The sequence below is a fragment of the Methanocalculus taiwanensis genome, from assembly GCF_024372745.1.
GTDB lineage: Archaea > Halobacteriota > Methanomicrobia > Methanomicrobiales > Methanocorpusculaceae > Methanocalculus > Methanocalculus taiwanensis.
The window spans coordinates 38,948-63,164 of the sequence record NZ_VOTZ01000003.1; the positions used below are offsets into that span (position 1 = coordinate 38,948).

Annotated in this window: 23 protein-coding genes and 2 tRNA genes; 12 read left to right on the top strand and 13 right to left on the bottom strand. The window is 55.5% G+C overall.

Going from position 1 to position 24,217, the window contains the following annotated elements:
• Genes uvrB through FTO68_RS02110 form a run of 4 tightly spaced genes read right to left on the bottom strand, consistent with a single transcriptional unit; the run spans position 1 to position 7,306 of the window.
• The gene (gene uvrB, locus FTO68_RS02095; RefSeq protein ID WP_255331707.1) at positions 1-1,926 is read right to left on the bottom strand and encodes an excinuclease ABC subunit UvrB; all 1,926 of its coding nucleotides are present in this window, start codon (positions 1,924-1,926) and stop codon (positions 1-3) included.
• Positions 1,923-3,473, bottom strand: a complete 1,551-nt coding sequence (gene uvrC, locus FTO68_RS02100; protein ID WP_255331708.1) for an excinuclease ABC subunit UvrC — start codon at positions 3,471-3,473, stop codon at positions 1,923-1,925. Before uvrC ends, uvrB begins: the two co-directional genes overlap by 4 nt.
• Positions 3,470-6,274, bottom strand: a complete 2,805-nt coding sequence (uvrA, locus tag FTO68_RS02105) for an excinuclease ABC subunit UvrA (RefSeq protein WP_255331709.1) — start codon at positions 6,272-6,274, stop codon at positions 3,470-3,472. Before uvrA ends, uvrC begins: the two co-directional genes overlap by 4 nt.
• A 48-nt stretch (positions 6,275-6,322) precedes the next feature.
• A complete protein-coding gene (locus FTO68_RS02110) occupies positions 6,323-7,306 on the bottom strand; it encodes a PAS domain S-box protein (protein WP_255331710.1) in 984 nt (327 codons plus the stop codon).
• Positions 7,307-7,388: 82 nt separating this feature from the next.
• Between FTO68_RS02110 and FTO68_RS02115 the strand changes: the two genes are divergently transcribed.
• The gene (locus tag FTO68_RS02115; protein ID WP_255331711.1) at positions 7,389-8,063 is read left to right on the top strand and encodes a flavodoxin family protein; all 675 of its coding nucleotides are present in this window, start codon (positions 7,389-7,391) and stop codon (positions 8,061-8,063) included.
• Here FTO68_RS02115 and FTO68_RS02120 read toward each other — a convergent pair.
• Both FTO68_RS02120 and amrS read right to left on the bottom strand, forming a co-directional pair.
• A complete protein-coding gene (locus tag FTO68_RS02120) occupies positions 8,039-8,533 on the bottom strand; it encodes a Mut7-C RNAse domain-containing protein (protein ID WP_255331712.1) in 495 nt (164 codons plus the stop codon). The two genes, FTO68_RS02115 and FTO68_RS02120, sit on opposite strands and share 25 nt — an antisense overlap.
• Positions 8,530-9,534, bottom strand: a complete 1,005-nt coding sequence (gene amrS / locus FTO68_RS02125) for an AmmeMemoRadiSam system radical SAM enzyme (protein WP_255331713.1) — start codon at positions 9,532-9,534, stop codon at positions 8,530-8,532. The genes FTO68_RS02120 and amrS overlap by 4 nt, the downstream gene beginning before the upstream one ends.
• Positions 9,535-9,622: 88 nt before the next feature.
• Between amrS and pyrH the strand changes: the two genes are divergently transcribed.
• From pyrH to nth, 3 genes are all read left to right on the top strand, one after another.
• Complete coding sequence (gene pyrH, locus FTO68_RS02130) at positions 9,623-10,327, top strand: UMP kinase (RefSeq protein ID WP_255331714.1); 705 nt, start codon at positions 9,623-9,625, stop codon at positions 10,325-10,327.
• A gap of 55 nt (positions 10,328-10,382) precedes the next feature.
• Positions 10,383-10,457, top strand: a tRNA-Pro gene (locus FTO68_RS02135).
• Positions 10,458-10,465: 8 nt separating this feature from the next.
• Positions 10,466-11,110 (top strand): endonuclease III, encoded by a 645-nt coding sequence (gene nth, locus FTO68_RS02140; protein WP_255331715.1) that lies wholly within the window; start codon positions 10,466-10,468, stop codon positions 11,108-11,110.
• Here nth and FTO68_RS02145 read toward each other — a convergent pair.
• The 4 genes from FTO68_RS02145 to FTO68_RS02160 all read right to left on the bottom strand — a co-directional run bounded on the left by FTO68_RS02145 (position 11,093) and on the right by FTO68_RS02160 (position 14,275).
• Positions 11,093-12,271, bottom strand: a complete 1,179-nt coding sequence (locus tag FTO68_RS02145) for an inorganic phosphate transporter (protein WP_255331716.1) — start codon at positions 12,269-12,271, stop codon at positions 11,093-11,095. The genes nth and FTO68_RS02145 overlap by 18 nt on opposite strands.
• A 6-nt stretch (positions 12,272-12,277) precedes the next feature.
• Positions 12,278-12,907 carry a DUF47 domain-containing protein gene (locus tag FTO68_RS02150; RefSeq protein WP_255331717.1) on the bottom strand — a complete coding sequence of 210 codons (630 nt, stop codon included), beginning with the start codon at positions 12,905-12,907 and terminating at the stop codon, positions 12,278-12,280.
• A 124-nt stretch (positions 12,908-13,031) separates the two neighbouring features.
• Complete coding sequence (gene speB, locus FTO68_RS02155; RefSeq protein WP_255331718.1) at positions 13,032-13,892, bottom strand: agmatinase; 861 nt, start codon at positions 13,890-13,892, stop codon at positions 13,032-13,034.
• A gap of 2 nt (positions 13,893-13,894) precedes the next feature.
• On the bottom strand, positions 13,895-14,275 hold the full coding sequence (locus FTO68_RS02160; RefSeq protein ID WP_255331719.1) for a translation initiation factor IF-5A: 381 nt from the start codon (positions 14,273-14,275) through the stop codon (positions 13,895-13,897).
• A gap of 57 nt (positions 14,276-14,332) precedes the next feature.
• Here FTO68_RS02160 and FTO68_RS02165 point away from each other — a divergent pair, with 57 nt between their 5' ends.
• From FTO68_RS02165 to FTO68_RS02190, 6 genes are all read left to right on the top strand, one after another.
• On the top strand, positions 14,333-15,118 hold the full coding sequence (locus FTO68_RS02165; RefSeq protein ID WP_255331720.1) for a bifunctional fructose-bisphosphatase/inositol-phosphate phosphatase: 786 nt from the start codon (positions 14,333-14,335) through the stop codon (positions 15,116-15,118).
• Between the two features lie 3 nt (positions 15,119-15,121).
• The gene (locus FTO68_RS02170; protein ID WP_255331721.1) at positions 15,122-15,943 is read left to right on the top strand and encodes an NAD(+)/NADH kinase; all 822 of its coding nucleotides are present in this window, start codon (positions 15,122-15,124) and stop codon (positions 15,941-15,943) included.
• Between the two features lie 64 nt (positions 15,944-16,007).
• Complete coding sequence (locus FTO68_RS02175; RefSeq protein ID WP_255331722.1) at positions 16,008-16,721, top strand: DUF169 domain-containing protein; 714 nt, start codon at positions 16,008-16,010, stop codon at positions 16,719-16,721.
• Positions 16,722-16,801: 80 nt separating this feature from the next.
• Positions 16,802-17,293, top strand: coding sequence for an amino acid-binding protein (locus FTO68_RS02180; protein WP_255331723.1), 492 nt, complete (start codon positions 16,802-16,804; stop codon positions 17,291-17,293).
• Positions 17,290-18,270 carry a homoserine dehydrogenase gene (locus tag FTO68_RS02185; RefSeq protein WP_255331724.1) on the top strand — a complete coding sequence of 327 codons (981 nt, stop codon included), beginning with the start codon at positions 17,290-17,292 and terminating at the stop codon, positions 18,268-18,270. The genes FTO68_RS02180 and FTO68_RS02185 overlap by 4 nt, the downstream gene beginning before the upstream one ends.
• On the top strand, positions 18,254-19,357 hold the full coding sequence (locus FTO68_RS02190) for a sugar-specific transcriptional regulator TrmB (RefSeq protein WP_255331725.1): 1,104 nt from the start codon (positions 18,254-18,256) through the stop codon (positions 19,355-19,357). Before FTO68_RS02185 ends, FTO68_RS02190 begins: the two co-directional genes overlap by 17 nt.
• A gap of 2 nt (positions 19,358-19,359) precedes the next feature.
• On the opposite strand, the gene FTO68_RS02195 is transcribed toward FTO68_RS02190, so the two are convergent.
• A complete protein-coding gene (locus tag FTO68_RS02195; protein ID WP_255331726.1) occupies positions 19,360-20,118 on the bottom strand; it encodes a creatininase family protein in 759 nt (252 codons plus the stop codon).
• 98 nt (positions 20,119-20,216) lie between these two features.
• On the opposite strand from FTO68_RS02195, the gene FTO68_RS02200 reads away from it, so the two are divergent.
• Positions 20,217-20,648, top strand: a complete 432-nt coding sequence (locus FTO68_RS02200) for an FKBP-type peptidyl-prolyl cis-trans isomerase (RefSeq protein WP_255331727.1) — start codon at positions 20,217-20,219, stop codon at positions 20,646-20,648.
• A 153-nt stretch (positions 20,649-20,801) separates the two neighbouring features.
• Here FTO68_RS02200 and FTO68_RS02205 read toward each other — a convergent pair whose 3' ends face one another.
• Together FTO68_RS02205 and FTO68_RS02210 are read right to left on the bottom strand one after the other, a co-directional pair.
• Positions 20,802-21,992 carry a bifunctional 5,6,7,8-tetrahydromethanopterin hydro-lyase/3-hexulose-6-phosphate synthase gene (locus FTO68_RS02205; RefSeq protein WP_255331728.1) on the bottom strand — a complete coding sequence of 397 codons (1,191 nt, stop codon included), beginning with the start codon at positions 21,990-21,992 and terminating at the stop codon, positions 20,802-20,804.
• 77 nt (positions 21,993-22,069) lie between these two features.
• Positions 22,070-22,245 (bottom strand) — tRNA-Trp (locus FTO68_RS02210).
• A gap of 96 nt (positions 22,246-22,341) precedes the next feature.
• Between FTO68_RS02210 and FTO68_RS02215 the strand changes: the two genes are divergently transcribed.
• Entirely contained in the window at positions 22,342-24,042 is a 1,701-nt protein-coding gene (locus FTO68_RS02215; RefSeq protein WP_255331729.1) for an AMP-binding protein, read from the top strand.
• Positions 24,043-24,217 lie beyond the last annotated feature (175 nt).

Below are 24,217 nucleotides of genomic sequence, written 5' to 3' on the forward strand. Positions count from 1 at the left end.
TCACCTCATCTTCTCTTTTGCCTTCCGGATCTGCTCCCGCAGCTCGATGGCATGCTCAAAATCAAGTGATTCGGCAGCGGCACGCATCTCTGACTCGAGCTGAATTATAAGGTTTGGAATTTCGTCCTGCGGGATCTCTGCAAGCTCTACACCCTCGACCTCCTTCTCCCGGATCGGCTTTCTGATCGTCTCCGGCACAATCCCGTGCTCTTCATTGAATGCGAGCTGGAGCTTCCGCCTCCGTTCTGTCTCGGCAAGCGCCCGCCTGATCGAGTCGGTCATTTTGTCTGCATAGAGGACAACACGGGAGTTGGCGTTCCGTGCCGCCCTTCCAATCGTCTGGATCAGGCTCTTTTCGTTTCTGAGGAACCCTTCCTTGTCTGCATCCAGGATACCGACGAACCCGACCTCGGGGATATCAAGCCCCTCCCTGAGCAGGTTGATCCCGACCAGCACATCAAAGGTGCCGAGCCGGAGCTGCCTGATGATCTCGGTCCGCTCAAGCGTGATGATCTCGGAATGGAGGTACCGGGTCTTAATGCCCCTCCCGATTAAGTAATCCGTGAACTCCTCTGCGAGTTTTTTGGTGAGTGTCGTGACCAGCACCCGGTCGCCCTGTTCGATGGTGCGGAGAATCTCCTTCTCCAGATCCTCTGTCTGCCCTTCAATCGGCCTGACCTCCACCACCGGGTCGACAAGGCCGGTCGGCCTGATGATCTGCTCGATCACCTGTTCCGCATGCTCTGCTTCGTAGCTTCCGGGCGTTGCCGAGACGAAGACGACATGTTTCATGTACTCCTCAAACTCATGGAACTTCAGGGGGCGGTTATCATATGCGCTTGGGAGGCGGAACCCGTATTCGACCAGGTTCTTCTTCCGTGCATAATCGCCATTGAACATCCCCCGCACCTGCGGCAGGGTCTGGTGGCTCTCGTCGATGATCAGGAGGAAATCACCTGGGAAATAGTCGAGGAGGCAGTACGGCTTCATTCCGGCGGATCTCCCGTCAAAATGGCGGGAATAGTTCTCGATCCCCTTGCAGCTCCCGGTCTCCTCGATCATCTCGATATCAAAGAGGGTACGCTGGCGGAGCCGGTGGGCCTCGATCATCCCGAGTGTCGGGAGCACCTCGTCAAGCTCGGCACGGATTGATTCAACCGCCCGCTTCCGCTCGTCTTCGGGGGTGACGAAATGGCGGGCGGGGTAGATATGGAAGTACTCCATTGTGGAGAGCCGCCGGCCGCTCGTCTTCTCGATCTCAAAGATCCGGTCGACCGTGTCGCCGAAGAGCTCGATCCTGATGATATCGTTGAAGTAGCCGGGGATGATCTCGATGGTATCGCCCCGCACCCGGAACCTCCCCGGCATCAGTTCGGTGTCGTTGCGCTCGAACTGGATCTCGACCAGCCGCTCGATGATCTCCCGCTGCCTTGCCTTCTCACCGCACCGGAGCTCAAACCCGAGGTTCTGGAAATGCTCGGGATTTCCAAGGCCGTAGATGCAGGAGACCGAGGAGACGATGATGGTATCGTTCCGCGAGAGGAGTGAGGCGGTAGCAGAGAGGCGCATCTGCTCGATCTTCGGGTTTATATCCGCATCTTTCTCGATGTACTGGTCTTTCCGTGGGAGATAGGACTCAGGCTGGTAGTAGTCATAGTAGGAGACGAAATACTCCACCCGGTTCTCAGGGAAGAAGTCAAGGAACTCATTATAGAGCTGTGCTGCCAGCGTCTTGTTATGCGCAAGCACGAGCGTCGGCATCCCAAGCTCTGTGATCAGGTTTGCGATCGTGAAGGTCTTCCCTGATCCCGTCACTCCGAGGAGGGTCTGTTTTGCCATCCCCTCAGAGAAACCACTGGTTAAGCCCCTGATGGCATCGGGCTGTGAGCCTGCAGGCTTGAAGTCTGCGTGGAGGGTGAAGTTCATGGGATCACCTTCTTTCTTCGCTTGATCCTGTTATAACTGACGGCGAACCGGTGCGCCTCGTCCCGGATCTCCTGGATGAGGAGTGAGGCAGGATCATCAGATGGCACCGGGAGGGGGTAGGGGAGTTTTGGGAGATAGATTTCCTCCTCCCGTTTGGCAAGCGCTATGACGGGGATATTGAGATCGAGCTTGTTCAGTTCTGCATATGCAGCCGAGAGCTGGGCTTTCCCGCCATCGATCACGATCAGATCGGGCAGCTCCCCGTCTTCTGCGATCAGGCGGGAGTACCGCCGCGAAACCACCTCCCGGATCGATCCGGGATCATCCCCTCCGACGGCGCTCTTCAGGGAGAACCGCCGGTACCCCCGTTTATCCGGCTTCCCGCCGACGAACCTGACCATCCCCCCGACAGCGGCGGTGCCAGAGAGGTGGGAGATGTCGAAACACTCGATCACCTCGGGATCAGATGCCAGCCTGAGTGCCCTCCTCAGTGCCTTCACCCGTTCGCTCCCCGCAAACCAGGTGAGATCGACGTTCTTTGCAGCCAGATTCAGAAGTTCCCGCTTTGCCCCCTGCTTCGGGACGGTTATGGCAACGCTCTTCCCCCGGAGTGCTGCCAGGTACGCGGCGATTGCCTCATCCACTGTTTCAGGGAGGATCACCTCCCCCGGCACCTCGTGGTCGCTGTAATACTGAACAAGAAACTCGGAGAGGAAACCGGGTGCCTCATTGAACCGGAACTCCTCTTTTTCGACCAGTGTCCCGTTTCTCTGGTGGAAGAGGAGGAGGAAGACCTCGCCGCCTGTGATCCGGTACTGGATCACGTCCCCCTCGCTTGCGAACTTCCGGGCAGCCATCCTCCTTCCGGCGAGATGTTCAAGGGCGCAGATAGTTTCCCTGATCAGAATCGCAGACTCAAATTCGCAGATTCCTGATAGCCGCTCCATCTCATCGTTCAGATCAGCGATCAGCTCTTTTGTCCTGCCTTTTAAGACCTCTTCTGCCTGCCGCACCCGTTCTGCATATGCCTCTTCTGATATCTTCCCGATGCAGGGTGCAGGGCAGGTGCCGATATGGTACCGGAGGCAGGCACGTTTTGGGAGCCGCCTGCATGAACGGAGGCCGAAGATCTTCTTCACCATCGCCAGCAGCCGATCACGCTCACGGGCTGAGACGAAGGGACCGAAGTACCTCCCTTCCATCCCCATCTTCCTGGCAATTCCTATCCTGGGGAATGGATTATCTGAGATATGAATGAACGCAAAGCTTTTTGCATCCTTCAGGTCGATGTTGTACTTCGGCTGATACCGCTTGATCAGCGTGTTCTCTAAAATAAGAGCTTCTGTCTCATTTACTGTGGCGATGAAATCAACTGACCTGATCGCCTCAACCAGCACCGCAGTCTTTGGATCCAGCCCCTTCTTCTTGAAATAGCTCTGCACCCGCTTCCTGAGGTTCTTTGCCTTGCCGACATAGATGACAGTGCCGGATTCATCCCTGAACAGGTACGATCCCGGCTCCTCGGGAATAATGGTGGTATCGATCATTGTTCAAGCAATGGCCCGAGGAACCGGCCGGTATGGCTCTCCGGTACACGGGCGATCTCTTCAGGCGTCCCTGCTGCGATGATCTCCCCACCGCCATCCCCGCCCTCGGGTCCCAGATCGATGATGTGGTCTGCGGATTTGATCACATCCAGGTTATGCTCGATCACAACAACCGTGTTCCCTTTTTCCACAAGATCGTCAAGCACCGCGATCAGCTTGCTGACATCATGGAAGTGGAGGCCGGTTGTCGGCTCATCCAGGAGATAGAGGGTCTGGCCTGTGGCCCGTTTTGCAAGTTCGCGGGTGATCTTGATCCGCTGCGCCTCACCGCCGGAGAGTGTGGTGGCGCTCTGGCCGAGCTTGATGTACCCAAGCCCCACCCGGCAGAGGGTCTCAAGCTTCTGCCTGATTGCCGGTATGTTCTCAAAGAGGTTCCGAGCCTCTTCGACACTCATTGCGAGGACATCCGCGATCGTCTTCCCCCGGTACCGGACTTCCAGCGTCTCACGGTTATACCGCTCTCCCTTGCACTCCTCGCACTCGACGAAGACATCGGGGAGGAAGTGCATCTCGATCTTGATGGTGCCGTCCCCCTGGCATGCCTCGCACCGGCCGCCTTTGACATTAAAGGAGAAACGCCCCGGCTTGTATCCCCGCATCTTCGCCTCTTTCGTCTCGGCAAAGATCTTCCTGATCTCGTCAAAGACTTTCGTGTAGGTGGCGGGATTGGACCGGGGCGTCCGCCCGATCGGGCTCTGGTCGATCACGATCACCTTGTCGATCTCCTCGTCTGCCGTGAGGGATCGAAAAACGCCCGTATCCTTCCGGGAGCCGTGGATCGTATTCATCAGTGCCGGGTACAGGGTCTCGTAGATGAGGGTCGATTTCCCGGATCCCGAGACTCCGGTGATGACGGTGAAGAGGCCAAGCGGGATCTCGCAGCTGATATCCTTCAGGTTATGCTCGGTGCAGCCGGTGAGCCTGATACAGGGGCCAATCGCTCTGCGGGTTTTTGGAACCGGGATCGTGATCTTTCCTGAGAGGTACTGGCCGGTGAGGGAATCGTCTGCGTTGATGATATCGTCAAGGGAGCCAAGCGCGATGATCCCGCCGCCATGGATCCCTGCACCCGGCCCCATATCCACGATACAGTCTGCATGCCTGATCGTATCCTCGTCATGTTCGACGACGAGGACGGTGTTGCCGAGATCCCGGAGATGTTTTAAGGTCTCGATTAAGCGGTGGTTGTCCCGCTGATGGAGGCCGATTGAGGGCTCGTCCAGCACATAGAGGACGCCCATCAGGTTTGATCCGATCTGGGTGGCAAGCCGGATCCGCTGTGCTTCGCCTCCCGAGAGGGTGCCAGCGTTCCTGGAGAGGGTGAGGTATGACAATCCCACCCGTTCAAGGAAGAGGAGGCGGGATCGGATCTCCTTTTTCACCTGCCGTGCGATCTCCTCCTCTTTTGGCGTAAGAGGGAGATCGGTGAAGAAGGCGAGTGCTTTTCCAACCGAGAGGTCGGTTACATCCGCTATCGAGTATCCATGAATCTTCACAGCGAGCACCTCCTTCTTCAGCCGCAAGCCTCCACAGGAGGGGCAGGGGGTGACCCGCATGAACTTCTCAAGTTCTTCCCGCCGGTACTCGGACTTCGTCTCCCGGTACAGCCGTTCCGACTGGGGGATCAGCCCCTCCCAGGCGCCTTTATGCGACCATTCGGCATCCCACCGTTTCATCTTCATCGAGAACCGGATCTGGTCGTCTGACCCATAGAGCAGGGTATGGAGCTGCGCATCGGTTAAGTCCCGGATCGGTGAATGGATCGAGTACCCTGCATGTTCTGCAACAGATCCGAGGTACTGCATCCGGTACCCGTCAAGGTAGTTCCGGTACAATGCCACCGCGCCGTCTGCGATGCTCAGGTTCTTATCCGGTAATATGAGGTCCGGATCAAAACGCATCTGAAATCCAAGCCCATTGCAGGTCTCGCATGCCCCAAACGGGCTGTTGAATGAGAAGAAACGGGGCTGGAGCTCTTCTACCGAGAAGCCGCAGATCGGGCATGCCATCGTGGCAGAGTAGGTCTCTTCTGCCCCGTCCTCAAAGGATGCAATCACAAGCCCACCTGATCGCTTCACGGCAGTCTCGCATGCCTCTGCGAGCCGGGAGGTTTCGGCTGGATCCAGCCGGTCTATGACGATCTCGATGTCATGTTTCACGTACCGCTCAAGCGGGATCTCCTCGTCGGTCCTGTGGATGATCCCATCCACCCTGACGCGGGAGAAGCCTTCAGAATCGAGATCTTTTATGATCTTTGCATAGGTCCCCTTCTTCTGCCTGACGACCGGTGCCAGGATGGTGACCATCCCGCTCCCCTGTGCCGCGATTGCGTCTGCGATCTGTTGCGGGGATCTGGACTCGATTGCAATTTCGTGTTCCGGGCAGTGCGGCACTCCGACCCGTGCGAAGAGGAGCCTGAGATAATCATAGATCTCAGTGACGGTTCCAACGGTGCTCCTCGGATTCTTCGAGGTTGTCTTCTGTTCTATCGATATTGCGGGGGAGAGCCCTTCGATTGCATCGACATCGGGCTTATTCATCTGGCCAAGGAACTGGCGGGCATATGCCGAGAGGGATTCGACATACCGCCGCTGCCCTTCTGCGTAGATAGTATCAAAGGCGAGCGTGGACTTCCCTGAACCGGAGACGCCGGTGATAACGATCAGCTGGTCCCGCGGGAGGATAACGGTGATATCCTTCAGGTTATGCTCCCGTGCTCCACGAACAATGAGGTCTTTCATCAGTGGTGTACCTGTTGATCATGGGTGGTATTAGGTATAGAGATGCTGTCAACGGTCGTGGCGCCTCAGGAATGATCTCACCTTCTCAGACTCGATCCATCCCCGGTCAAGCTGGTCGAGGTAGCCACGGATGATCTCCACCTGCAAACGGATCTCTTCTGCGATCGCCTCATCCCCGCATCCTGCATAGCCGAGGATCACGGTGAGCGGGTTTCGGATATGGTCACCGAGGACGGCGAACTGTTCGATATTCTCCTCGATCTGGCGGTATGCCGCCTGTTTGATCTCAAGGTTCCGTCTCCGCTCGGTTATATCCCGTGAGATGGAGACGATCACCCTTCTGCCGCCGAGCATCATCCCATGGGCATTGATCTCAACCGGGCAGAGGGATCCGTCAGATCTCGCCTGTTCGGTCTCAAAGAGGATCTGATCCGAGACCAGCAGCTTCTTCACCTCCCTCAGGATCTTCCCCACACGCCCGGGAGGGACGATATCAAGCGGGGATCGAAAGAGGAGCTCGTCCCGCGAGTACCCAAGCCGCTCGCAGGCGATATCGTTCACCTCGATGAATGCCTCCGGCTCGCCTGTTCTGCTGATGGTATAGACGAGGATTCCGTCATTCCCCCCATGGAAGAGAAGGCGGTACTGCTCCCCGCTCTCCCTGAGCCTTGCTTCCGCCTGCTTCCATCGGGTGATCTGCCGGAAGAACCAGAGCGTTCTGCCACCTTCCACCTCCCTGACAGAGAGTTCATACCAGTGCCGCTCACCGGATGGCGATTGCAGCATGAGCTCCTTTCCCTTGAGCGGAATCTTTGAGGTGAGAGCATCCATTACCTCTGCAATCACAGCCTGATCCACAATCCCGTTCTTCGTGAGCAGGGATCGGATCATCTCGCCTGTACCGGAACCATCACTTCCCTCTCCGGCAAGCCTCCTGAATGTATCGTTTGCGTAGGCGATTGTATTCCCATCTGAAATCAGGATGCCATCTTCAAGTGCGTCTGCGAAAGATAACAGATGGGTTCTCTTCATGATGGTAGTGTACTTCCATCCTTCAACTTAAATAATTAATGAATGCAAACCTCTATATTGACAGAACCTGAATCTCTCCTTCATGAAGATCCTTGCATTCAACGGGAGCCCGAGGGGGTCCCAGAGCTCAACACGGCGGCTCCTTCTCGCCGCCTGTGAGGGTGCAGAAGAAGCAGGTGCAAAAACCAGCGCCATCGATATCTGCGAGCTGGATATCGGGTATTGCAATGCCTGTGGAAGCTGCTATAATACCGGCGCCTGTGTCCTTGACGATGATTTTGAATCTGTTTACATACCATTCCTGGAAGCAGACGGGATCATCTTCTCCTCCCCCGTCTACATCAATTCCGTGACTGCCCAGCTGAAAACATTCTTTGACCGCCTCGCAGATGCCGTGCATTGCCAGCGTCTCTCCGGGAAATACGGGTGCAGCCTCTCAACTGCCGGGGGAGCGCTTGCAGAGGAGGTGGCTGAGTACCAGAACGGCGTGATCAGGATGCTCGGAGGCACCACTGTCGGAGCGGTCGGTGTGGATATCATGGGTGATCCCGGTGCAGTGGATGCGAAAATCCCGGCTGCAAAGGCACTCGGGGCCGATCTCGTAGCCGCCATACGCGAGCAGCGGAAGTATCCCGAGCAGGAAGAAGAGCACCGGATCCGGCGGGAACATATGATCGAGCTCGTCCGCTTCAACAGGGATGCCTGGAAGTCCGAGTATGAGTACTGGGAGAATCAGGGCGCATTTTCGGATCGGTGATTAAGCCTCTCTATCCGCCTGATAATATCATCGGTATGGGACCCCATCCAGTAGAGTCGCCTGCATGAGGGGCACCAGCGGAAGGTGTGTCCTTTCTCATCGACGGGAGCATAATCCGCCTCCCGGATCTCCTCTTCAGGAGCATCTTCGAGGAGCGTGTTACAGATCGAGCAGCGGATCAGCCGGACAGAGGGGTCGATCAGCCCGCTCTCCTTCAGGAATGAGAGCTGATCGAGGATCTCCTTCTCACGGACATAGACTCCCTGATCCCCGGCCCGCCCGGCGAGTTCGCGATCCCTGGTGAGGAGGATCCTCCCTTCCCTTTCTGCCCAGAGGAGGAGTTTGGTATCTTCCTTCGGGTTGCCTGGCGGGAGAGTGTCGGCACTTGCGGTATCGTAGCCAAGGAGCCTGAGGTGCCTCATCAGGGTGCCAAGCATCCGGTCCACCAGGAACCGGGGTTCAGGTTTCATGAAAGTATAAGCGGTATCCGCTCACCACAGCGTCCGCACCGGTCTCCATCAAGTCCTACATTATCCGCAGAAAATCCTCTTCTCCGGATCAGCTCCGCCCCACAGGAGGGGCACCGGGTATCTTCATAAGGTGAACCGGGGATATTTCCGAGGTATGGATACTTGAGCCCGAGCTCCTGTGCCCGGGAATAGATCCGCTCCAGAGTGGCAAGCGGGGTTGCGGGCGGATCATTCATCTGGTAATCGGGATGGTAGCGGGTGAAATGCATCGGAGTCTCCGGGCCCAGATGCTCGATCACCCAGCGGATCATTGTATCGATTTCGGCCGGATCATCATTCAAGCCGGGAATTACCAGCGTTACTGTCTCGATATGCATGCCGAGCTCGTGTGCGCGGATCGTGGCATCCAGTACCGGCTGGAGGCGGCCCCCGCAGATCTGTTTGTAGAATTCGTCATTAAATGCCTTGATATCCACCCGGAACGCAGAGAGCATCGGTGATAGTTCATTCAATGCCTCTTCGGTGATGTAGCCGTTTGTCACATAGATCGTCTTCAGGTTGCGTTTCCGTCCTATTCTGCCCATATCAAGGGCATATTCATGCCAGATCGTCGGTTCATTATAGGTCCAGGTGATGCTGGCAGCACCGGATCGCTCTGCCTGTGCCACACCCTCTTCCGGCTGAATTTCACGGAGCGGGAGTTCGTCAATCTTTGCCTGTGATATCTCCCAGTTCTGGCAGTGCCGGCACCGGAAGGTGCACCCAATCCCGCCGAGCGAATAGGTGGTGGTTCCGGGGAGAAAATGGAAAAGCGGCTTCTTCTCGATTGGATCGAGTGCTGCAGAGACGACCTTTCCATATGTCAGTGCATAGAGCCTTCCGTCCCGGTTCCCGCGAACCCCGCAGATACCCTGTCCTCTCTCCCGGATCAGGCATCCATGCGGGCAGAGGCCGCATCGTATCGCATCATCTTCCTTCTTCCACATCCGTGCTTCTATCATCGCCTCTCAAATCTCCCGGTTCCCTTGTGTATTTCACTCTGTGTAATGCGGCATTATATGTGATCCATGATGAAATGTTTAAGGTAACATGAAGAAGGTAGTTATCTCGGTCGGCGGATCGGTTCTTGTACCTACACTCGAGTCACATAATCTCGATGCATGGGTGGCAGCGCTCCGGGAGATTCAGCAGGACTATTCCGTCTTCTGCGTCTGTGGAGGGGGAGGCGAGGCACGCCGGTACATATCGGTCTGCCGGAGCCTTGGAATTGATGAAGGCACCGCAGACGAACTCGGGATCATGGTGACGCGGATGAATGCGTTCCTTTTGATCGCGGCACTCGGTGATGCCGCCTATCCGACTGTCCCGGCAACATACCGTGAGGCAAAGCAGGCAGCGCTCCATGGGAGAATCGTCGTCATGGGAGGGGTGACACCCGGTCAGACGACAGATGCGGTCTCAGCAGTCCTTGCAGAGGAGGTCGGCGCAGATCTGCTGATAAATGCAACGGCGGTGGACGCTATCTACTCGTCTGATCCCAGGAAGGACGCATCGGCCGAGCGGTTCTCGATGATCACCCCGGCTGATCTGATCCAGATCATCATGCGTGAGCGGATGGGCGCGGGATCGAACATGATCGTCGACCTGGTGGCAGCAAAAATCGTTGAGCGGAGTGGTATCCCCTTCATCGTGATGGATGGGAGAAAACCCGGCGATATCGTAACTGCGCTCAAAGTAGGGACATTCAATGGCACCCTTGTTGCAGAGAAGCCGGATTCCGTTCTCCCCCTCTGAGATGCGGATAAAACGATACCCTTTTTTAGATAGAACCTCAATTTAGTAAGGTCACGGGGTAGTAGGGTAGCCTGGTCCATCCTAGAGCGTTTGGGACGCTTTGACCGCAGTTCGAATCTGCGCTACCCCATTTTTGAGATGGACTCAAAGACAGCTTTTCTTATCTATTCACGCCTGAATGATCGCTATCCTCATACGGAGACCCATTTTCTGCATTTCCAGGATCCCTTCCAGTGCCTGGTCCTGACGATCCTCTCTGCCCAGACGACCGACGCGACAGTGAATCTGGTTGCGCCGTCTCTCTTTGCACGGTTCCCGACACCGGAATCTCTTGCCGCTGCGGATCTGGAGGAGGTGGAGATAATCATCCACAGAACCGGCTTTTACCATGCCAAGGCCCGGCATATCACCGGTGCGGCGAGGGCTATTGTGGAGCGGTTTGGAGGCAGAGTACCGGCTACGATGGTCGAGCTCCTGACGATCCCGGGTGTCGGAAGGAAGACTGCAAATATCGTCTTAAACCATGCCTTTGGGATCGATGAGGGGATCGCTGTTGATACGCATGTCCGGCGGCTTGCGCAGCGTATCGGGTTCTCAGACTCGGCAAACCCGGACAAAATCGAGCAGGATATGATTGCGCTCTTCCCCCGTTCCCACTGGGGCGATATCACGTACCTGTTGATCCGGCATGGACGGGAGATCTGCCCTGCCAGAAAGCCGCAGTGTGAAACCTGCGTGATCCGGGACCTCTGCCGTTTTGTCCATTCAGAAGAAAAGGGGTGAGGCTATCGCAAAGAAGCAGTAGGAGACGAGAGCCGCTGCCGGTATCGTGATGATCCAGGCGATGATAATCTCGCGTACCACTCCCCACCGCACCGCAGCCGATCCCTGTGTGGTCCCAACACCCATGATTGCCCCGCTCATTGCGTGGGTCGTCGAGACCGGGATGCCGAGCATCGTCATCGCTGATAAGACGAGCCCTCCGGATGTAGATGCAGAGAACCCCTGGTAAGGGGTGATCCTGGTGATCCTGTTTGCCAGCTTGTCGATGACACGCCACCCTCCAAGGAGCGTCCCGAGAGATATTGCGGCACAGGAGGCGAATATCACCCAGAGCGGCACCTCAAAGACCGTGATAAATCCTCCTGCAAAGAGTATGGCGGTGATTATCCCCATTGCGTTCTGTGCATCATTGCTTCCATGCCCGATCGCGTGGAAGGATGCCGAGACGATCTGGAGTTTCCTGAAGATGTAATTCATCTTTTGCGGTGTGCCTGCCCTGCTCAGGTATCTCATAATAAAGGCGGCGAATGCATACGCAGCAATGAACCCGAGGGTTGGCGAGACCACGATGAATAAGATGATTGCCAGGATTCCCTTGATCTGGACGATCTCAAGGAACATCGAGACAGGTATGATGATCGCAACCCCGATGATCGAGCCAAGACCGAAATAGACCGGTTTTCTGTCTCCTGCATAATATGCAATTGCTCCAAATAATAATGCGCCTGCCACTGCGCCAAAGAGTGCGATTTCTATTGTCAGGGCGATGGTCTGCCAGTCCGGCCAGATCACTGCAAAGAAGCCTGCCGCCCCGATCCCGGCACCCATGATCCCCCCGACAAGAGAATGGCTGCTTGAAACCGGTATGCCAAAATGAGAACAGAAAAAGACCCAGAAAACCGATCCGACGAGACCGGTGACAAGTACAAAAGGAGTGAGTATTGCGGGATCGACGATCCCTTTTCCTATCGTCTTTGCAATGGCAGTTGAGAAGAGGAACGGGCCCACGAGATTAAAAAAGGCGGCTAGTCCGACGGCCTGGAGCGGGGTGAGCACCTTGGTGGCGATGACGGTTGCAATTGAGTTTGCCGCGTCATTTAAGCCGTTTACAAAGTTAAAGAGGAGGGCAAGTCCGATCCCCGCAATGATAAGAAGCTCCATAGATACTCACGAATGCCGGATTGCAATATCTGCAAGGACATTTGCCGCATCCTCGCTTTTATCGGTTGCCTCTTCAAGGCTCTCGTAGATGCCCTTGAGCTTGATGATTTTGATTGCATCCTCACTGTCGAAGAGGTCGGTGATCGCGTGGGCGAGGACATCATCGGCAAGGTTTTCGAGCCTGTTGATCTCGATGCATTTCTTCTCAAGCGTCTCGGGGTTTTTCAGGTTTCTGACCTCCCTCACTGCAGTTGCGACCTCGCCTGCCTGAAGGTAGATGATCTTGGCAAACTCCTTCATGTAGGGGTCTGTCGCCTCGATTCCATAGGTGAGCATCTTCCTGGCGGTGCCATCGACAAAATCAAGCGTGTCATCTAAAGCAGTTGTCAGCCGGGAGATCTCCTCCGGCTCAAGCGGCGTTATGAAACTCCGGTTCAGCTCTGCATATGCACGGTGAGCCAGCGCATCTCCCTGGTGTTCGAGTTTTTTTATCTTCCTGACTTTCTCTTCGATATTGGTATAGTCGTCAACAAGATCGACAAGGAGACGGGCGGCTTCTGTTGTTGTATCTGCGAGCTGCTCGAAGATATCATAGAATACATGATCGTTTGGAATAATCCAGTCTCGTAAACTCACAAGACACCACTCTTACAAGGAATTTTAAGAATAAAAAGGTCTTGATTCAGACCGGTAAACAACAGTTCCAATCGTCCCCGGAACTTCAAAATCCGTGTTTCTTCCAGTCTGGCTCATCAGTTCATCACGCTCTCTTCAGAAGCCCGTATTCACGGCTGCCTATGAACTCACGGATCATCTTTGCGGCAACTGCAGCGGTCTGTTCGGAATCGTTTGGGAGCACCTCGACATAATCGAATGCAACCGCACGGGGGGCCAGCGCCCTGATGATCGACCGGAGATCCCAGTGGGTGATTCCGAAGGGATCCGGTGTCCCAAGCCCCGGCGTCAGGCAAGAGTCGACGGCATCCGCATCGATCGAGAGATAGATGGGATCGTCCCCGATGGCGGCTTTCACCTCGTCGAGGATCGCTGCGATGCCCCGGTCATGAACTTCGTCTGCGGTATAGACCCGGTGGCGTGCCGCTGCTTCAAATTCCTCCTTTGATCCGCTCCGCGCACCGATGATGATGATATTCTGAATACCGAGATCATGGATCCGTGCAGAGACACAGTCGTGGTTATACCGGGATCCCCTGTATTCCTCCTGAAAATCAAGATGTGCGTCACAGACGACATACCATTTCGGCATGGCAGCGCGCACTGCGCCAATGGTGATCGAATGCTCACCGCCGAGCATCACCGGCACCTTGCCGTCAGCGAGGATCATCGAGACGGTATCCTCAACCTGGGCTGCTACGGTCTCTGGATCCACCTCCGGGTAGATATCTCCGAGATCGGTAAAGGGAACCCCGGTGAGCTCGATTCCATACTCCGGCATGAACGGCTCAAAATTATATGATATCGCACGGATTGCGTTTGGTGCGGCACGGGTGCCTGGCTTGTATGATGTCGTTCCGTCATAGGGAACACCGAATATCACGTACCGGGCATCCTCATACGAGGCTTCGGCATCGGCAAAAAGAGAGTTTGAAAAGGATTGCATATTCAGATGTCAAGTTTCCGCTTACCGAGGGACTCGATATAGGGGATCTCTTTGCCTGGCTCGATCTGCGCCAGCTGTGCATCCTCTACCTGAAGCTCGAAGTTTGTGAAATCCTTCATATCCATGAAGGAGACGGTATTTGCAGCGATGGAGATAACCTGTGCGCTCTTTCGCTCGACGATCGGCGCATAGACCTTTGCTCCGACCGGTGAAACAACAGAGCGCTTCATGCCATCGAAGATCCCGACCGCATCAATCCGTGCCTTTGCGGCACCATGCTTCCCGGGTTTTGAGGTGGAGATGCTCTGAATCTTGCATGGTTCGTCGTCTATGACCATGTAGCGGCCTTCTTTAAGTTTCCCAACTTCTGTCTGTTCTTTCATAATGAATACTCGCAGGAGTAATTTATTGAATCTAAAGAACATAAAGACAACGCAGTGATGGCAGACAATCCCTTCCTTGATGCAAGCCGCACAATCTCGGCTACGCTCCGTGAAGCAATCCGTGATCTTGTCGGTACCGAGCAGGGTGGAGCGGAGATCAGGATGGGTGCTGACCAGACCCCGACCGAGATGATTGATGATATTGCCGAGTCGCTTGTGCTTGATCATCTCAGGGAAGCGGGCATCTGTCAGAGAGTGATCAGCGAGGAGGCGGGGGTAATTGATCTTTTCGGTGGGGAGGGGACGGTCTATCTCGATCCGATCGATGGCACCTATAATGCGGTTGCCGGGATCCCCTTCTATGCCCTCTCCCTTGCATATGCCCGGGACGGGCAGATGAGTGAAGGGTATGTTATGGATCTTGCCTCGGGAGAGGAGTTCTATGCGGCTCGTGGCAGCGGTGCATTCCTGGACGGGCAACCGATCAGCGTATCCACGGTTTCATCATTGCATACGAGTGCGATGAGCCTGTACGGGAAGAAGTTCGATCCCCTCCGTATCATACGGCTTGGCAGTGAGATCCGGAGGTGGCGGCTCTTTGGTGCATCGGCACTTGAACTCTGCTATGTTGCCTGCGGCCGGATAGATGGTTTTGTTGATCTCAGGAATACGCTCAGGATCACCGATGCAGCCGCCGGAATGCTCATCTGCACAGAAGCCGGAGGAGTTGTATCGGCACCGGATGGTGGTGTGGTCAGCTTCCCTGATGATGTCAGAGCGGGAAGGTGTATGGTTGCGACGAATGCGGTGATCCACCGGAAAGTGATCGAATATCTCAGGTGAAGGATGCGGTATTTCATCGTCTCGCGAATCGATCGCGATGAAGCGGTTGCGTTTGCTGGCAGTCTTGCAGGCGGGCTCAGGAAGGCCGGCCATACGGTGATCTTTGAAAGCGATACTGCCGATACTCTGAAGCTGGACGGCGGTGTCTCCTTTGACGATCTCCCTGGGCAGGCGGATGTCGTTGTTGCAGTCGGGGGAGACGGAACTGTGCTCCGGGCAGTCTCAAAGATGCAGGTGCAGATCCCGGTGATCGGGGTGAACTGGGGCGAAGTCGGGTTCCTCGCTGATCTCGAACGGGGCCATGCACTCGACTTCCTCGCATCGCTCAAGCCGGGATTTCCTGTGGAAAAAAGGATGCGCCTCTCTTTTGAGAGCGATCACGGGCCGATCGGCGATGCACTCAATGAGGCATTGATCGTCACTTCCCGTCCTGCAAAGATGCTTCGGTTCTCGATTATAATAGATGGGGAAGTGGCCGAGACATTCCGGGCCGATGGGATCATCCTCAGCACACCGACCGGCTCGACTGCGTATGCGATGAGTGCAGGAGGGCCGATCGTTGATCCCTGGATCGATGGCGTGCTTGTGGTCCCACTCGCACCGTATATGCTCTCGTCCCGGCCCCATATCATCTCGACCGACCGGCAGATCGAAATACATCTTGAGAGCACAAAGCCAGCAAACCTTGTTATCGACGGGGTTGAGGTGGAGCCGCTTGGCTTCTCGGGATCGATCCGGGTATCGAGATCGACTGAGCCGTCACTCTTCATTAAAAGCGAACGGACTTTCTTTGAGAAAGTCGAGCAGAAACTGCGACGTCTCTGATCATCAGGTTTATCGTTGAATGGATAAATAGGGTCTTGCAGAGAGTAATGGAGTGTGAACGAATATGGATCAGATGCGAACCGATCTTGATTTTGCTGCGATATCTGCACTGCTCAAAGAACAACTTGGCCTGAAAGGCTCCCCGGTTGCGATTAAGCTGGCGGGATCAGAAAAGGAGATCCCGGAGGGGATGGAAGAGGCTGCCGAACAGATGAGGCATTGCCAGATGGTCTCACTTGCACGGAATGAAGGGAAGTGTTTCTATGCGACCACCAATAAACACAACTGTATGGGCGGTGCCTGGGCGCTCGGGCTCCGGGAACTCACCTCCTCCCTCAAATCCGGCGAGTTTTATTTTGCCCTTGGTAAGTACGAGAGCTGGGCAGCCTGCCGCCGGACAATCCAGAATGTCCCGCACCTCCCCTCCGGCGATACCTATGCCACACTGTATTCGCCACTGGAATCGACACCTTTTACGCCGCATGTGGTGCTGATCATAGCCGAGCCGCGTTCGATGCTGAAACTGGCTCAGAGCGTTCTGTTCAGGATGGGCGGGAGGATCTATTCTGAGATGTCCGGGATCCAGTCGGTCTGTTCCGATGCGACTGCAACGGTGTACATGAGCGGAAAGCCGAATATCTCCCTTGGATGTGACGGTTCACGGAAGTTCTCTGGGATTGCCGATGGCGAGATGGTGATGGGCCTCCCCGGTGAGCTGCTTGGTGAGATAGCGGATTCGATCCCGATCGTTGTCGGTGCTCCCGGCTCTAAGAAATAACCCCTTTTTGATCTCCGAATCCTTCTTATCACCAGCAGGCGAGTAGTACAGAAACAGGTGGGATGAGCTTGCAGATCTCGATGAAGCTTGAGTTGAAGGATACTCCGGGCCAGCTGCTCGGCGCATTGAAACCGATCTCGGATATCGGCGGGAATATCATTACGATCATCCATCAGCGGGATCAGACGACTGCCGAGAACACCCTGACGGTGGATATCGTACTCGAGCTCCCCGAAAAGAAGCTTGATGCCCTCATCGATGCCCTTCGCGAACGGGGATGCGGGGTGATCCGGGTCGGCAAGGAGCGCCTTCTCCAGAAGCAGTCGCTGATTATGATCGGACACCTGATGCATACCGATCTCACCGATACTGTTGACCGGATCGATCAGACTGGTTTTGCGGAAGTTTCAGAACTGCACATGGTGATGCCCGCAATCGATGAGCCTTCAACTGCCAAGATCACAATCCGTGCGATCTCACCGGAGGATATGCTCCATGCTGTGCGGATCCTCCGCGAGGTTGCGGCACAGAAGGATATTCTCATTCTCGAACCGCTCGGGGGTGCGGAATGAGGATCGCGATCATCGGGTTTGGTGCGGTCGGGCAGGGGCTTGCCCGAGTGCTTGCTGATACGGGCTTTACCGTCACCGCTGTTGCGGATTCGCGTTCGGCCTGCATCAACAAGGACGGCCTCGATCTCCCTGAGGTGCTCGCCCGGAAGGAGGAGAGTGGACTCTGCGGGAGTGCAGGCATTGGTATTGCTGATATTCTCTCATCAGGTGCATTTGATATCCTTGTTGAGGTCTCCCCGACGAATGCTGAGACCGGTGAGCCCGCCCTCTCGACGATCAGATCTGCACTTGCGATGGGAAAACATGTTGTCACCTCGAATAAGGGACCGATCGCCTGTGCATACCATGAGCTGAAGGCGCTAGCAGACATAAATGGCGTGATGCTCGGGTACGAGGCGACCGTTGCCGGTGCAGTGCCGATCGTCTCCGGGCTCAGGCATGGGCTTGCCGGTAATACAGTCAGGTCGCTCCACGGCATCCTGAACGGGACCTGCAACTATATCCTGACCCGGATGCGGGATGAGGGGCTCACCTATCCACAGGCGCTTCAGGAGGCCCGCGATCTCGGGTATGCCGAGGCGGATCCGACCTATGATGTGAAGGGGATCGATGCTGCAATCAAGCTCGTGATCCTGGCAAATACGCTTCTTGGAATGGATATCCGGCTATCAGATGTTGATATCACCGGGATCGACTCGATCACGCTCGAAGCGCTCAGCCTTGCCGAGTCTGAAGGTGCGACGATCCGCCTGATCGGTGAAATCCTGCCTGAGAGAAACCAGGTGCGTGTCTCGCCACGCGTGATCCCGCTTGATCATCCGCTTGTTGTGGACGGGACACTCAATGCGATCTCAGTCTGCTGCGATCTGGCGGGACCGGTGACCTTTATCGGTAAAGGAGCCGGCCCCTACCCGACAGCCAGTGCGATCCTCGCCGATCTCAACTTCATCAGGGATTCCTATGACCGGGGTGCTTGAGAAGAGGAATAAAATCCTCTCCCTGATGCGTCGAATAACGCTGGATGAAGGCTCTTTTACTGTCGGGCAGATCGCCCGCCGGATTGGTATTCCGAGGACAACAGCACAGGACTGGACGAACCGGCTTGTTCAGGAAGAATGTATTCTTCTCGACGCTCCCGGGAGAGGGAGGGAGCCTGCACGGTATGTCGCCAGAACCGCCCTTCCCCGGACGCTCTGCAAACGGATCTTCACGACCTGTGATGAGGATCTCGTCGAGATCTACCATGAGTGCATGAGCGCGGGCTGTGCCGCTTTCTGCCGCCATCACCACGGCCGTGCGGGCGGCGCCCTCTCCACGGTCAGAAGGGATGGCACCCTTCTCCGTGAACGCGGGCGTTTCGGCGCTGTTGCAGCAGATGTCGGCCTGTCTCCCCTCCCTGCGGTGAGTGTTGTCGCGATCCGGAGGGAGGGTGATCATATCGTCCAGACGATCCGGTCGTTTGGCGGGCCATCATACTCCCTGACCGAGATGATGTCCCGTGCGCGCGGTGTGCTGGCGGTACATACCCGTCGGAATGGCAATATCGTCGAGGGGGATGTCTATACAAAAGCGCTCAGGCTTGTTGCGATCGGGATTGATGATACCGATTCGGAGGGGAGCGGGGCAACATTTGCACTTGCCTATGCCCTTCTCCAGCTCCTGGGCAGGATGGATGGTGTGATGCCGATTGCCCATCATGTTGCGATGCTCTCGCCAGGGATCGACGAGAAGACGGCAGGCAACTCATGCAGCCTGATCGAGTTTGCAGCAGACGAAGAACAGCTGCCTGTGATCATCGATCGGGCTGTCTCGTTTGTTGCCGGGGAGTCTTCATCGCCGCACTGGGGGATTGCGGTGAAGATCGGCCTCTCCCGGCCTGAGGGTCTCCTCGCCTATGGTGCAAAGGCGAGAACCGAGCGGATCAGTCTTGATGAGGCGCAAGGCTATGCTGCGGAGATGGGAATCCGGATTGCAGGCGGCCGGGGAGTGATCGGTGCGCTGGCTGCCGTCTCGCTGCATGGATGCGGGGATGAAGTGCTCCTCAACCCCGGCATCGGAATCTGATCTCAGGACCTGTACCCATAACTCCAGTCTGTTTCATTGAGTTTTCTGAGCATTGCAACGATTGCATCTACCAGTACCTTCTTCATAACAAGCCCTTTTTCACGGCTTCCTTTCGTCGGGTCGCCGGTTGCGCCGGTATCGGTTATCTCAGAAAAGAGCCATTTGATCTCGCCAAATTCCGGGAGGCCGGGAACTCTCCCTGCTGCATGTTCAGGCTGGCAGAGCTCCTCGAAGAGTGCAAGGCCAATCGACATCTCTCCTTCGCCGCCATGGCCAAGACCCCCCCAGACCTCGAAGAAGCCGTCGGGGAGGAGGGGGGCGATAGATTCCCACCAGGCACCAAGGGTGGCGATCTTCATCTCCGGGTGGGCGACTTTTACTTTTCTCGATGCGATCTCGATCGGTGCAATGTTCCCGTCATGGCCATTTAAGATGAAGACTTTTCGTATTCCTTCGCGGTACACAGATTCAAGAATATCCTCGATGATGGCGATCTCTGTTTCGAACCTGAGCGAGATGGTGAAGGAAAAGTCCCGGTAGTGTTCGGATACCCCGTAGGGAACGACCGGGAGGACGGCTGTGCCCGGTATCTGCTTTGCTACTTCTTCTGCCAGGATGGCGGCGGTATAGGCGTCGGTTGCAAAGGGGAGGTGGCCGCCATGGCTCTCAAGCGATCCGAGCGGGAGGATTGCCAGATCGAAGGGGTTCTCCCGGTAATCATGGGCGGTTGTATGCTGCACCAGCAGGGGATTCTTCTCCATAGTGAGAGAATTGCGGTCATCGATTATCTATTCTTCTCTTTGAAGTGATGTTTCCTGACCGATTCTTACTTATAATATCGACCCAAACGCCTTCAGGTATGACAGCAGCAGCAATTGGAGACATTGTGTCTATCCACTATACAGGGACGCTCGAAGATGGCGAGGTTTTTGACTCCTCGCTTGAACGTGAGCCGCTCGAGTTTGAAATAGGTGCCGGACAGGTGATCCCCGGATTCGATCAGGGTGTTGAGGGCATGGTTGCCGGCGAGTCACGGCGGCTTGAGATCCCTGCAGACCAGGCGTATGGGGAGCGGAATGAAGAACTCATTTTCCCGGTGCCAAAGGACCAGTTCCCACCTGAGATCACCCCGAATGTCGGCGACCGCTTCCATGTGCAGGTCGGCGAAGATCAGGTTATTGAAGTGGGTGTCACCGGGATCACCGATGATATGGTGACGCTTGATGCAAACCACCCGCTTGCCGGAAAGACGCTCGTCTTTGAAGTAACCCTCGTTGAGATTAAAGAGTGAAGTGAGGGACTATCCCTCATTTTAGGGAATATATTTCCTGCTATTTTTTGAACCTTTCTCATTCTGTAATGATTTTCCGGAGCTCTTTGTGCCTCTTGTTTAAGGCGCCAATTCTTGAAAAAAAGGATTTTTGGGGTTTTGCAAAATGGGGATTTAGAAGTCCGTCATGATACGGAACTGATCGATCTCTTCTGAATTAATCTCTTCGAGGAACTCTTCTGCCGCGTGCTGGATGTTCTTGCTTGCGGTGATGGCACGGCCGACGACGAGGATGTCAGCTCCGGACGCGAGTGCTTTCTTTGCCACATTGACGCGGATGCCGCCTGCGGTTGCAACAAGGATCTTTCCGCCTGCTGCCTTCTTGATTGCGGGGATGTCACCCCAGGCATAGTCGCTTCCTTCTGCGTCGATTGCACGGTGCATCTCAACGACATGCGGGAGAGCATTGATCTTGGCAAGCGCCTTTACAAGGTTTAATGGTGATTCGACATTGAGCATATCGACGACTGCGTAGATGCCGGTCTTCCGTGCCTCAAGGACTGCCTTCTCGATGGTTGAGATGGGGGCGAGGCCGGAGATCACAACGGCGTCAGCGGATGCATTTGCACACATCCGGGTCTCGAGGTTCCCGGTGTCGAGGGTCTTTAGGTCTGCGATGATGAAGGCGTTTGGCCTCATCTTCCTGATCTCTCCGATGACCGAGAGGCCGAACTGTTTGATCAGCGGTGTGCCTGCCTCGATGATCAGGTGGTCGTTCTGTGGAAGTTCTGTTAAGACACGCTCGACCTGGTTCATGTCAACGAGATCCATGGCAACCTGGAGGTATGGAGGGTTCCAGAGCCGCTGGACCTTGAAGCCCATGACGCCGTGTGCTGCCCGGTCCTTCTCGTGGAGGATCGTCTTTTCGTCCGGGAAGGATTCGAATGCCCGTGAGAGTGAGAGTTTCATGGCCCCGTAGTTGTACCGGTAGATCCGGTTGTAGTCTTCTGCATCCGGTGCAAGGTAGACGCTTGCAATGATGACGATATCATCGATGTTGATGCCATTGAAGAGCCCTTCTTCGAGACTGTCTGCAACGGCCTTTGCCACTGCCGCCTGCACAGGCCCAAACATCTCTTTTACCTGTTCGCCCTTCTTCAGGGTGACCTTCGGGATGATGACGGTTGCGGGCTTTGTCAGGAGGTTTGGCCTGATCACTGCGAGCAGAGGGGTGTGCCCTGCCGAGAGCTGTGAGAGTGCATTTGCAAATGCTGTTCCTACAGGCCCGTTTTTGTCTCCGACTAACAGGTCGATGTGCGCAAGTTCGGGCCCATCGCCAACTAAAGCTTCACCTATTGAATACATACAAAAGTTCCTGCCTTGCTCATAACTATGGATCGAAGATCTATAAAATGACAAGCGCTTTTCAGAAGAATGAAAGGTGGGGTCGGTGAGATTTGAACTCACGATCGACGGGTCTCTCCGACAAGCGTATGAGCGGATACTTCAGCATCAGCGCTCCAACGGGTCATCATCTCAATCAATCAGCAGACCCGATTGTTCATCATACGCCAAGACCGCTGGAGCCCGTCGCCATACCGGACTAGGCCACGACCCCGATCCTGTCTTGTAATAAATGGATGTATCGTAATTTATACATTGCGAACTCGCATTTCGATATCTTTTTTCCTCAGTAGCCGGTACGTTTTAAGGAATGGTGGAAGGCAGCTATACATGCGGGGTGTCAGAGATACCCCTGCGAGGAGAGACGATTGGCGCAATGCTCAATCAGATCGCGGCAAAATACCCGGATAACGAGGCACTTGTCTCAGTTCACCAGGGTCTCCGATATACGTACCATGAATTCCTTGAAGAGGTTGAGGTCGTTGCCCGCGGCCTGATGGCCCTTGGGGTGGAGCGCGGGAATCGTGTGGCGATCTGGTCGCTCAATTATGCGGAATGGGTGATTGTTCAGTTCGCAACAGCCAAGATCGGTGCGATCATGGTGAACATCAACCCGGCATACCGGACCTATGAGCTTGAGTATGCCCTGAAGCAGTCCGAGGTGCAGACCCTGATCATCCAGGGGCAGTTCAAGACCTCAGATTACATCGGGATGTTCTATGAGGCCTGCCCTGAGGCGGCATCATCGCGGCCGGGCCGGATCAATTCGGATACTTTCCCGTACCTGAAGAATGTGATCTTCCTTGGGGATACTCCGCAGGATGGGATGTTCCTCTGGAAGGAGATCCATGAGATGGCAGAGGATATCTCCCCTGGAGAGCTGAGTGAGCGGGAAGAGGTGCTGGAGTTTGATGATCCGATTAATATCCAGTATACCTCGGGAACGACGGGGTACCCGAAGGGGGTCGTCCTCTCCCATCACAGTATCATGAATAACGGGTTTGTGATCGGGGAAGGGATGCGGTTTTCTGAGAAAGACCGGCTCTGTATCCCGGTGCCGTTCTACCATTGCTTCGGGATGGTCCTCTCAAACCTCGCCTGCGTGACTCACGGCTCAACGATGGTGCTCCCGGCCCCGGTCTTCAATGCCGAGGCGGTGCTGAAGGCTGTCCAGGATGAGCGGTGCACCGCACTCCACGGTGTTCCGACGATGTTCATTGCCGAGCTCTCGCTCCCTGACTTTGATTCATATAAGCTTGATTCACTCAGAACCGGGATCATGGCAGGCTCTCCCTGCCCGATCGAGGTGATGAAAGAGGTGAATACACGGATGCATATGTCCGAGATCGTCATCGTTTATGGCCAGACCGAGACCTCGCCCGGTGTGACGATGTCCACTGTTGACGATCCGCTGATACGGCGTGTCTCGACCGTCGGCCGGGTGATGCCCCATACCGAGCTGAAGATCGTCGATCCTCAGACACGGCGGCTCGTGGCCCGTGGTGAGCCGGGAGAGATCTGCGCACGCGGCTACATGGTGATGAAGTGTTATTACAATAATCCAAGCGCCACCCACTCCACAATCGATCCGAATGGCTGGAACCATACGGGGGATCTCGGTGTGATGGATGAGGAAGGCTATATCCGGATCGTCGGCCGTCTGAAGGAGATGGTGATCCGGGGCGGCGAGAATATCTATCCCCGTGAGATCGAGGAGTTTCTTCATCATCACCCAAAGATTGACGATGCATATGTCATCGGGGTGCCTGATATTAAATACGGCGAGGAGCTGATGGCCTGGGTGAAGGTGGAGAACGGCAATACCCTCACCGAGGATGATATCCGGGCGTTCTGCAAGGGAAAAATCGCCCATTACAAGGTGCCGAGGTACTACAAGTTCGTCGACAGCTTCCCGATGACCATCTCAGGCAAGATCCAGAAGTTCAAGATGCGGCAGCAGGCAGTTGAAGAGCTCGGCCTCCAGGATGCCGAGAAGGTTGAGACGGCCTGAAGGCTGTCCTACTCCATGTAATGCGGGAGACAGGGGATCTATACCCTAATAGATTTCATGTCTTCTGGATTCTCTCCGTTGAAACTGCATACATAGAGCGGAAATCTATGGATTAGGGAGTCCCTTTCACCCACCATCTCTTTCTCTATCTCCCGGTTTCCAAGCTCCTGTGCAT

Bases quoted from the DNA above. Each gene is read 5' to 3' on its own strand.
- uvrB (WP_255331707.1), bottom strand. From the start codon at position 1,926: ATGAACTTCACCCTCCACGCAGACTTCAAGCCTGCAGGCTCACAGCCC.
- uvrC (WP_255331708.1), bottom strand. From the start codon at position 3,473: ATGATCGATACCACCATTATTCCCGAGGAGCCGGGATCGTACCTGTTC.
- uvrA (WP_255331709.1), bottom strand. From the start codon at position 6,274: ATGAAAGACCTCATTGTTCGTGGAGCACGGGAGCATAACCTGAAGGAT.
- FTO68_RS02110 (WP_255331710.1), bottom strand. From the start codon at position 7,306: ATGAAGAGAACCCATCTGTTATCTTTCGCAGACGCACTTGAAGATGGC.
- FTO68_RS02115 (WP_255331711.1), top strand. From the start codon at position 7,389: ATGAAGATCCTTGCATTCAACGGGAGCCCGAGGGGGTCCCAGAGCTCA.
- FTO68_RS02120 (WP_255331712.1), bottom strand. From the start codon at position 8,533: ATGAAACCTGAACCCCGGTTCCTGGTGGACCGGATGCTTGGCACCCTG.
- amrS (WP_255331713.1), bottom strand. From the start codon at position 9,534: ATGATAGAAGCACGGATGTGGAAGAAGGAAGATGATGCGATACGATGC.
- pyrH (WP_255331714.1), top strand. From the start codon at position 9,623: ATGAAGAAGGTAGTTATCTCGGTCGGCGGATCGGTTCTTGTACCTACA.
- nth (WP_255331715.1), top strand. From the start codon at position 10,466: ATGGACTCAAAGACAGCTTTTCTTATCTATTCACGCCTGAATGATCGC.
- FTO68_RS02145 (WP_255331716.1), bottom strand. From the start codon at position 12,271: ATGGAGCTTCTTATCATTGCGGGGATCGGACTTGCCCTCCTCTTTAAC.
- speB (WP_255331718.1), bottom strand. From the start codon at position 13,892: ATGCAATCCTTTTCAAACTCTCTTTTTGCCGATGCCGAAGCCTCGTAT.
- FTO68_RS02160 (WP_255331719.1), bottom strand. From the start codon at position 14,275: ATGAAAGAACAGACAGAAGTTGGGAAACTTAAAGAAGGCCGCTACATG.
- FTO68_RS02165 (WP_255331720.1), top strand. From the start codon at position 14,333: ATGGCAGACAATCCCTTCCTTGATGCAAGCCGCACAATCTCGGCTACG.
- FTO68_RS02170 (WP_255331721.1), top strand. From the start codon at position 15,122: ATGCGGTATTTCATCGTCTCGCGAATCGATCGCGATGAAGCGGTTGCG.
- FTO68_RS02175 (WP_255331722.1), top strand. From the start codon at position 16,008: ATGGATCAGATGCGAACCGATCTTGATTTTGCTGCGATATCTGCACTG.
- FTO68_RS02180 (WP_255331723.1), top strand. From the start codon at position 16,802: ATGAAGCTTGAGTTGAAGGATACTCCGGGCCAGCTGCTCGGCGCATTG.
- FTO68_RS02185 (WP_255331724.1), top strand. From the start codon at position 17,290: ATGAGGATCGCGATCATCGGGTTTGGTGCGGTCGGGCAGGGGCTTGCC.
- FTO68_RS02190 (WP_255331725.1), top strand. From the start codon at position 18,254: ATGACCGGGGTGCTTGAGAAGAGGAATAAAATCCTCTCCCTGATGCGT.
- FTO68_RS02195 (WP_255331726.1), bottom strand. From the start codon at position 20,118: ATGGAGAAGAATCCCCTGCTGGTGCAGCATACAACCGCCCATGATTAC.
- FTO68_RS02200 (WP_255331727.1), top strand. From the start codon at position 20,217: ATGACAGCAGCAGCAATTGGAGACATTGTGTCTATCCACTATACAGGG.
- FTO68_RS02205 (WP_255331728.1), bottom strand. From the start codon at position 21,992: ATGTATTCAATAGGTGAAGCTTTAGTTGGCGATGGGCCCGAACTTGCG.
- FTO68_RS02215 (WP_255331729.1), top strand. From the start codon at position 22,342: ATGGTGGAAGGCAGCTATACATGCGGGGTGTCAGAGATACCCCTGCGA.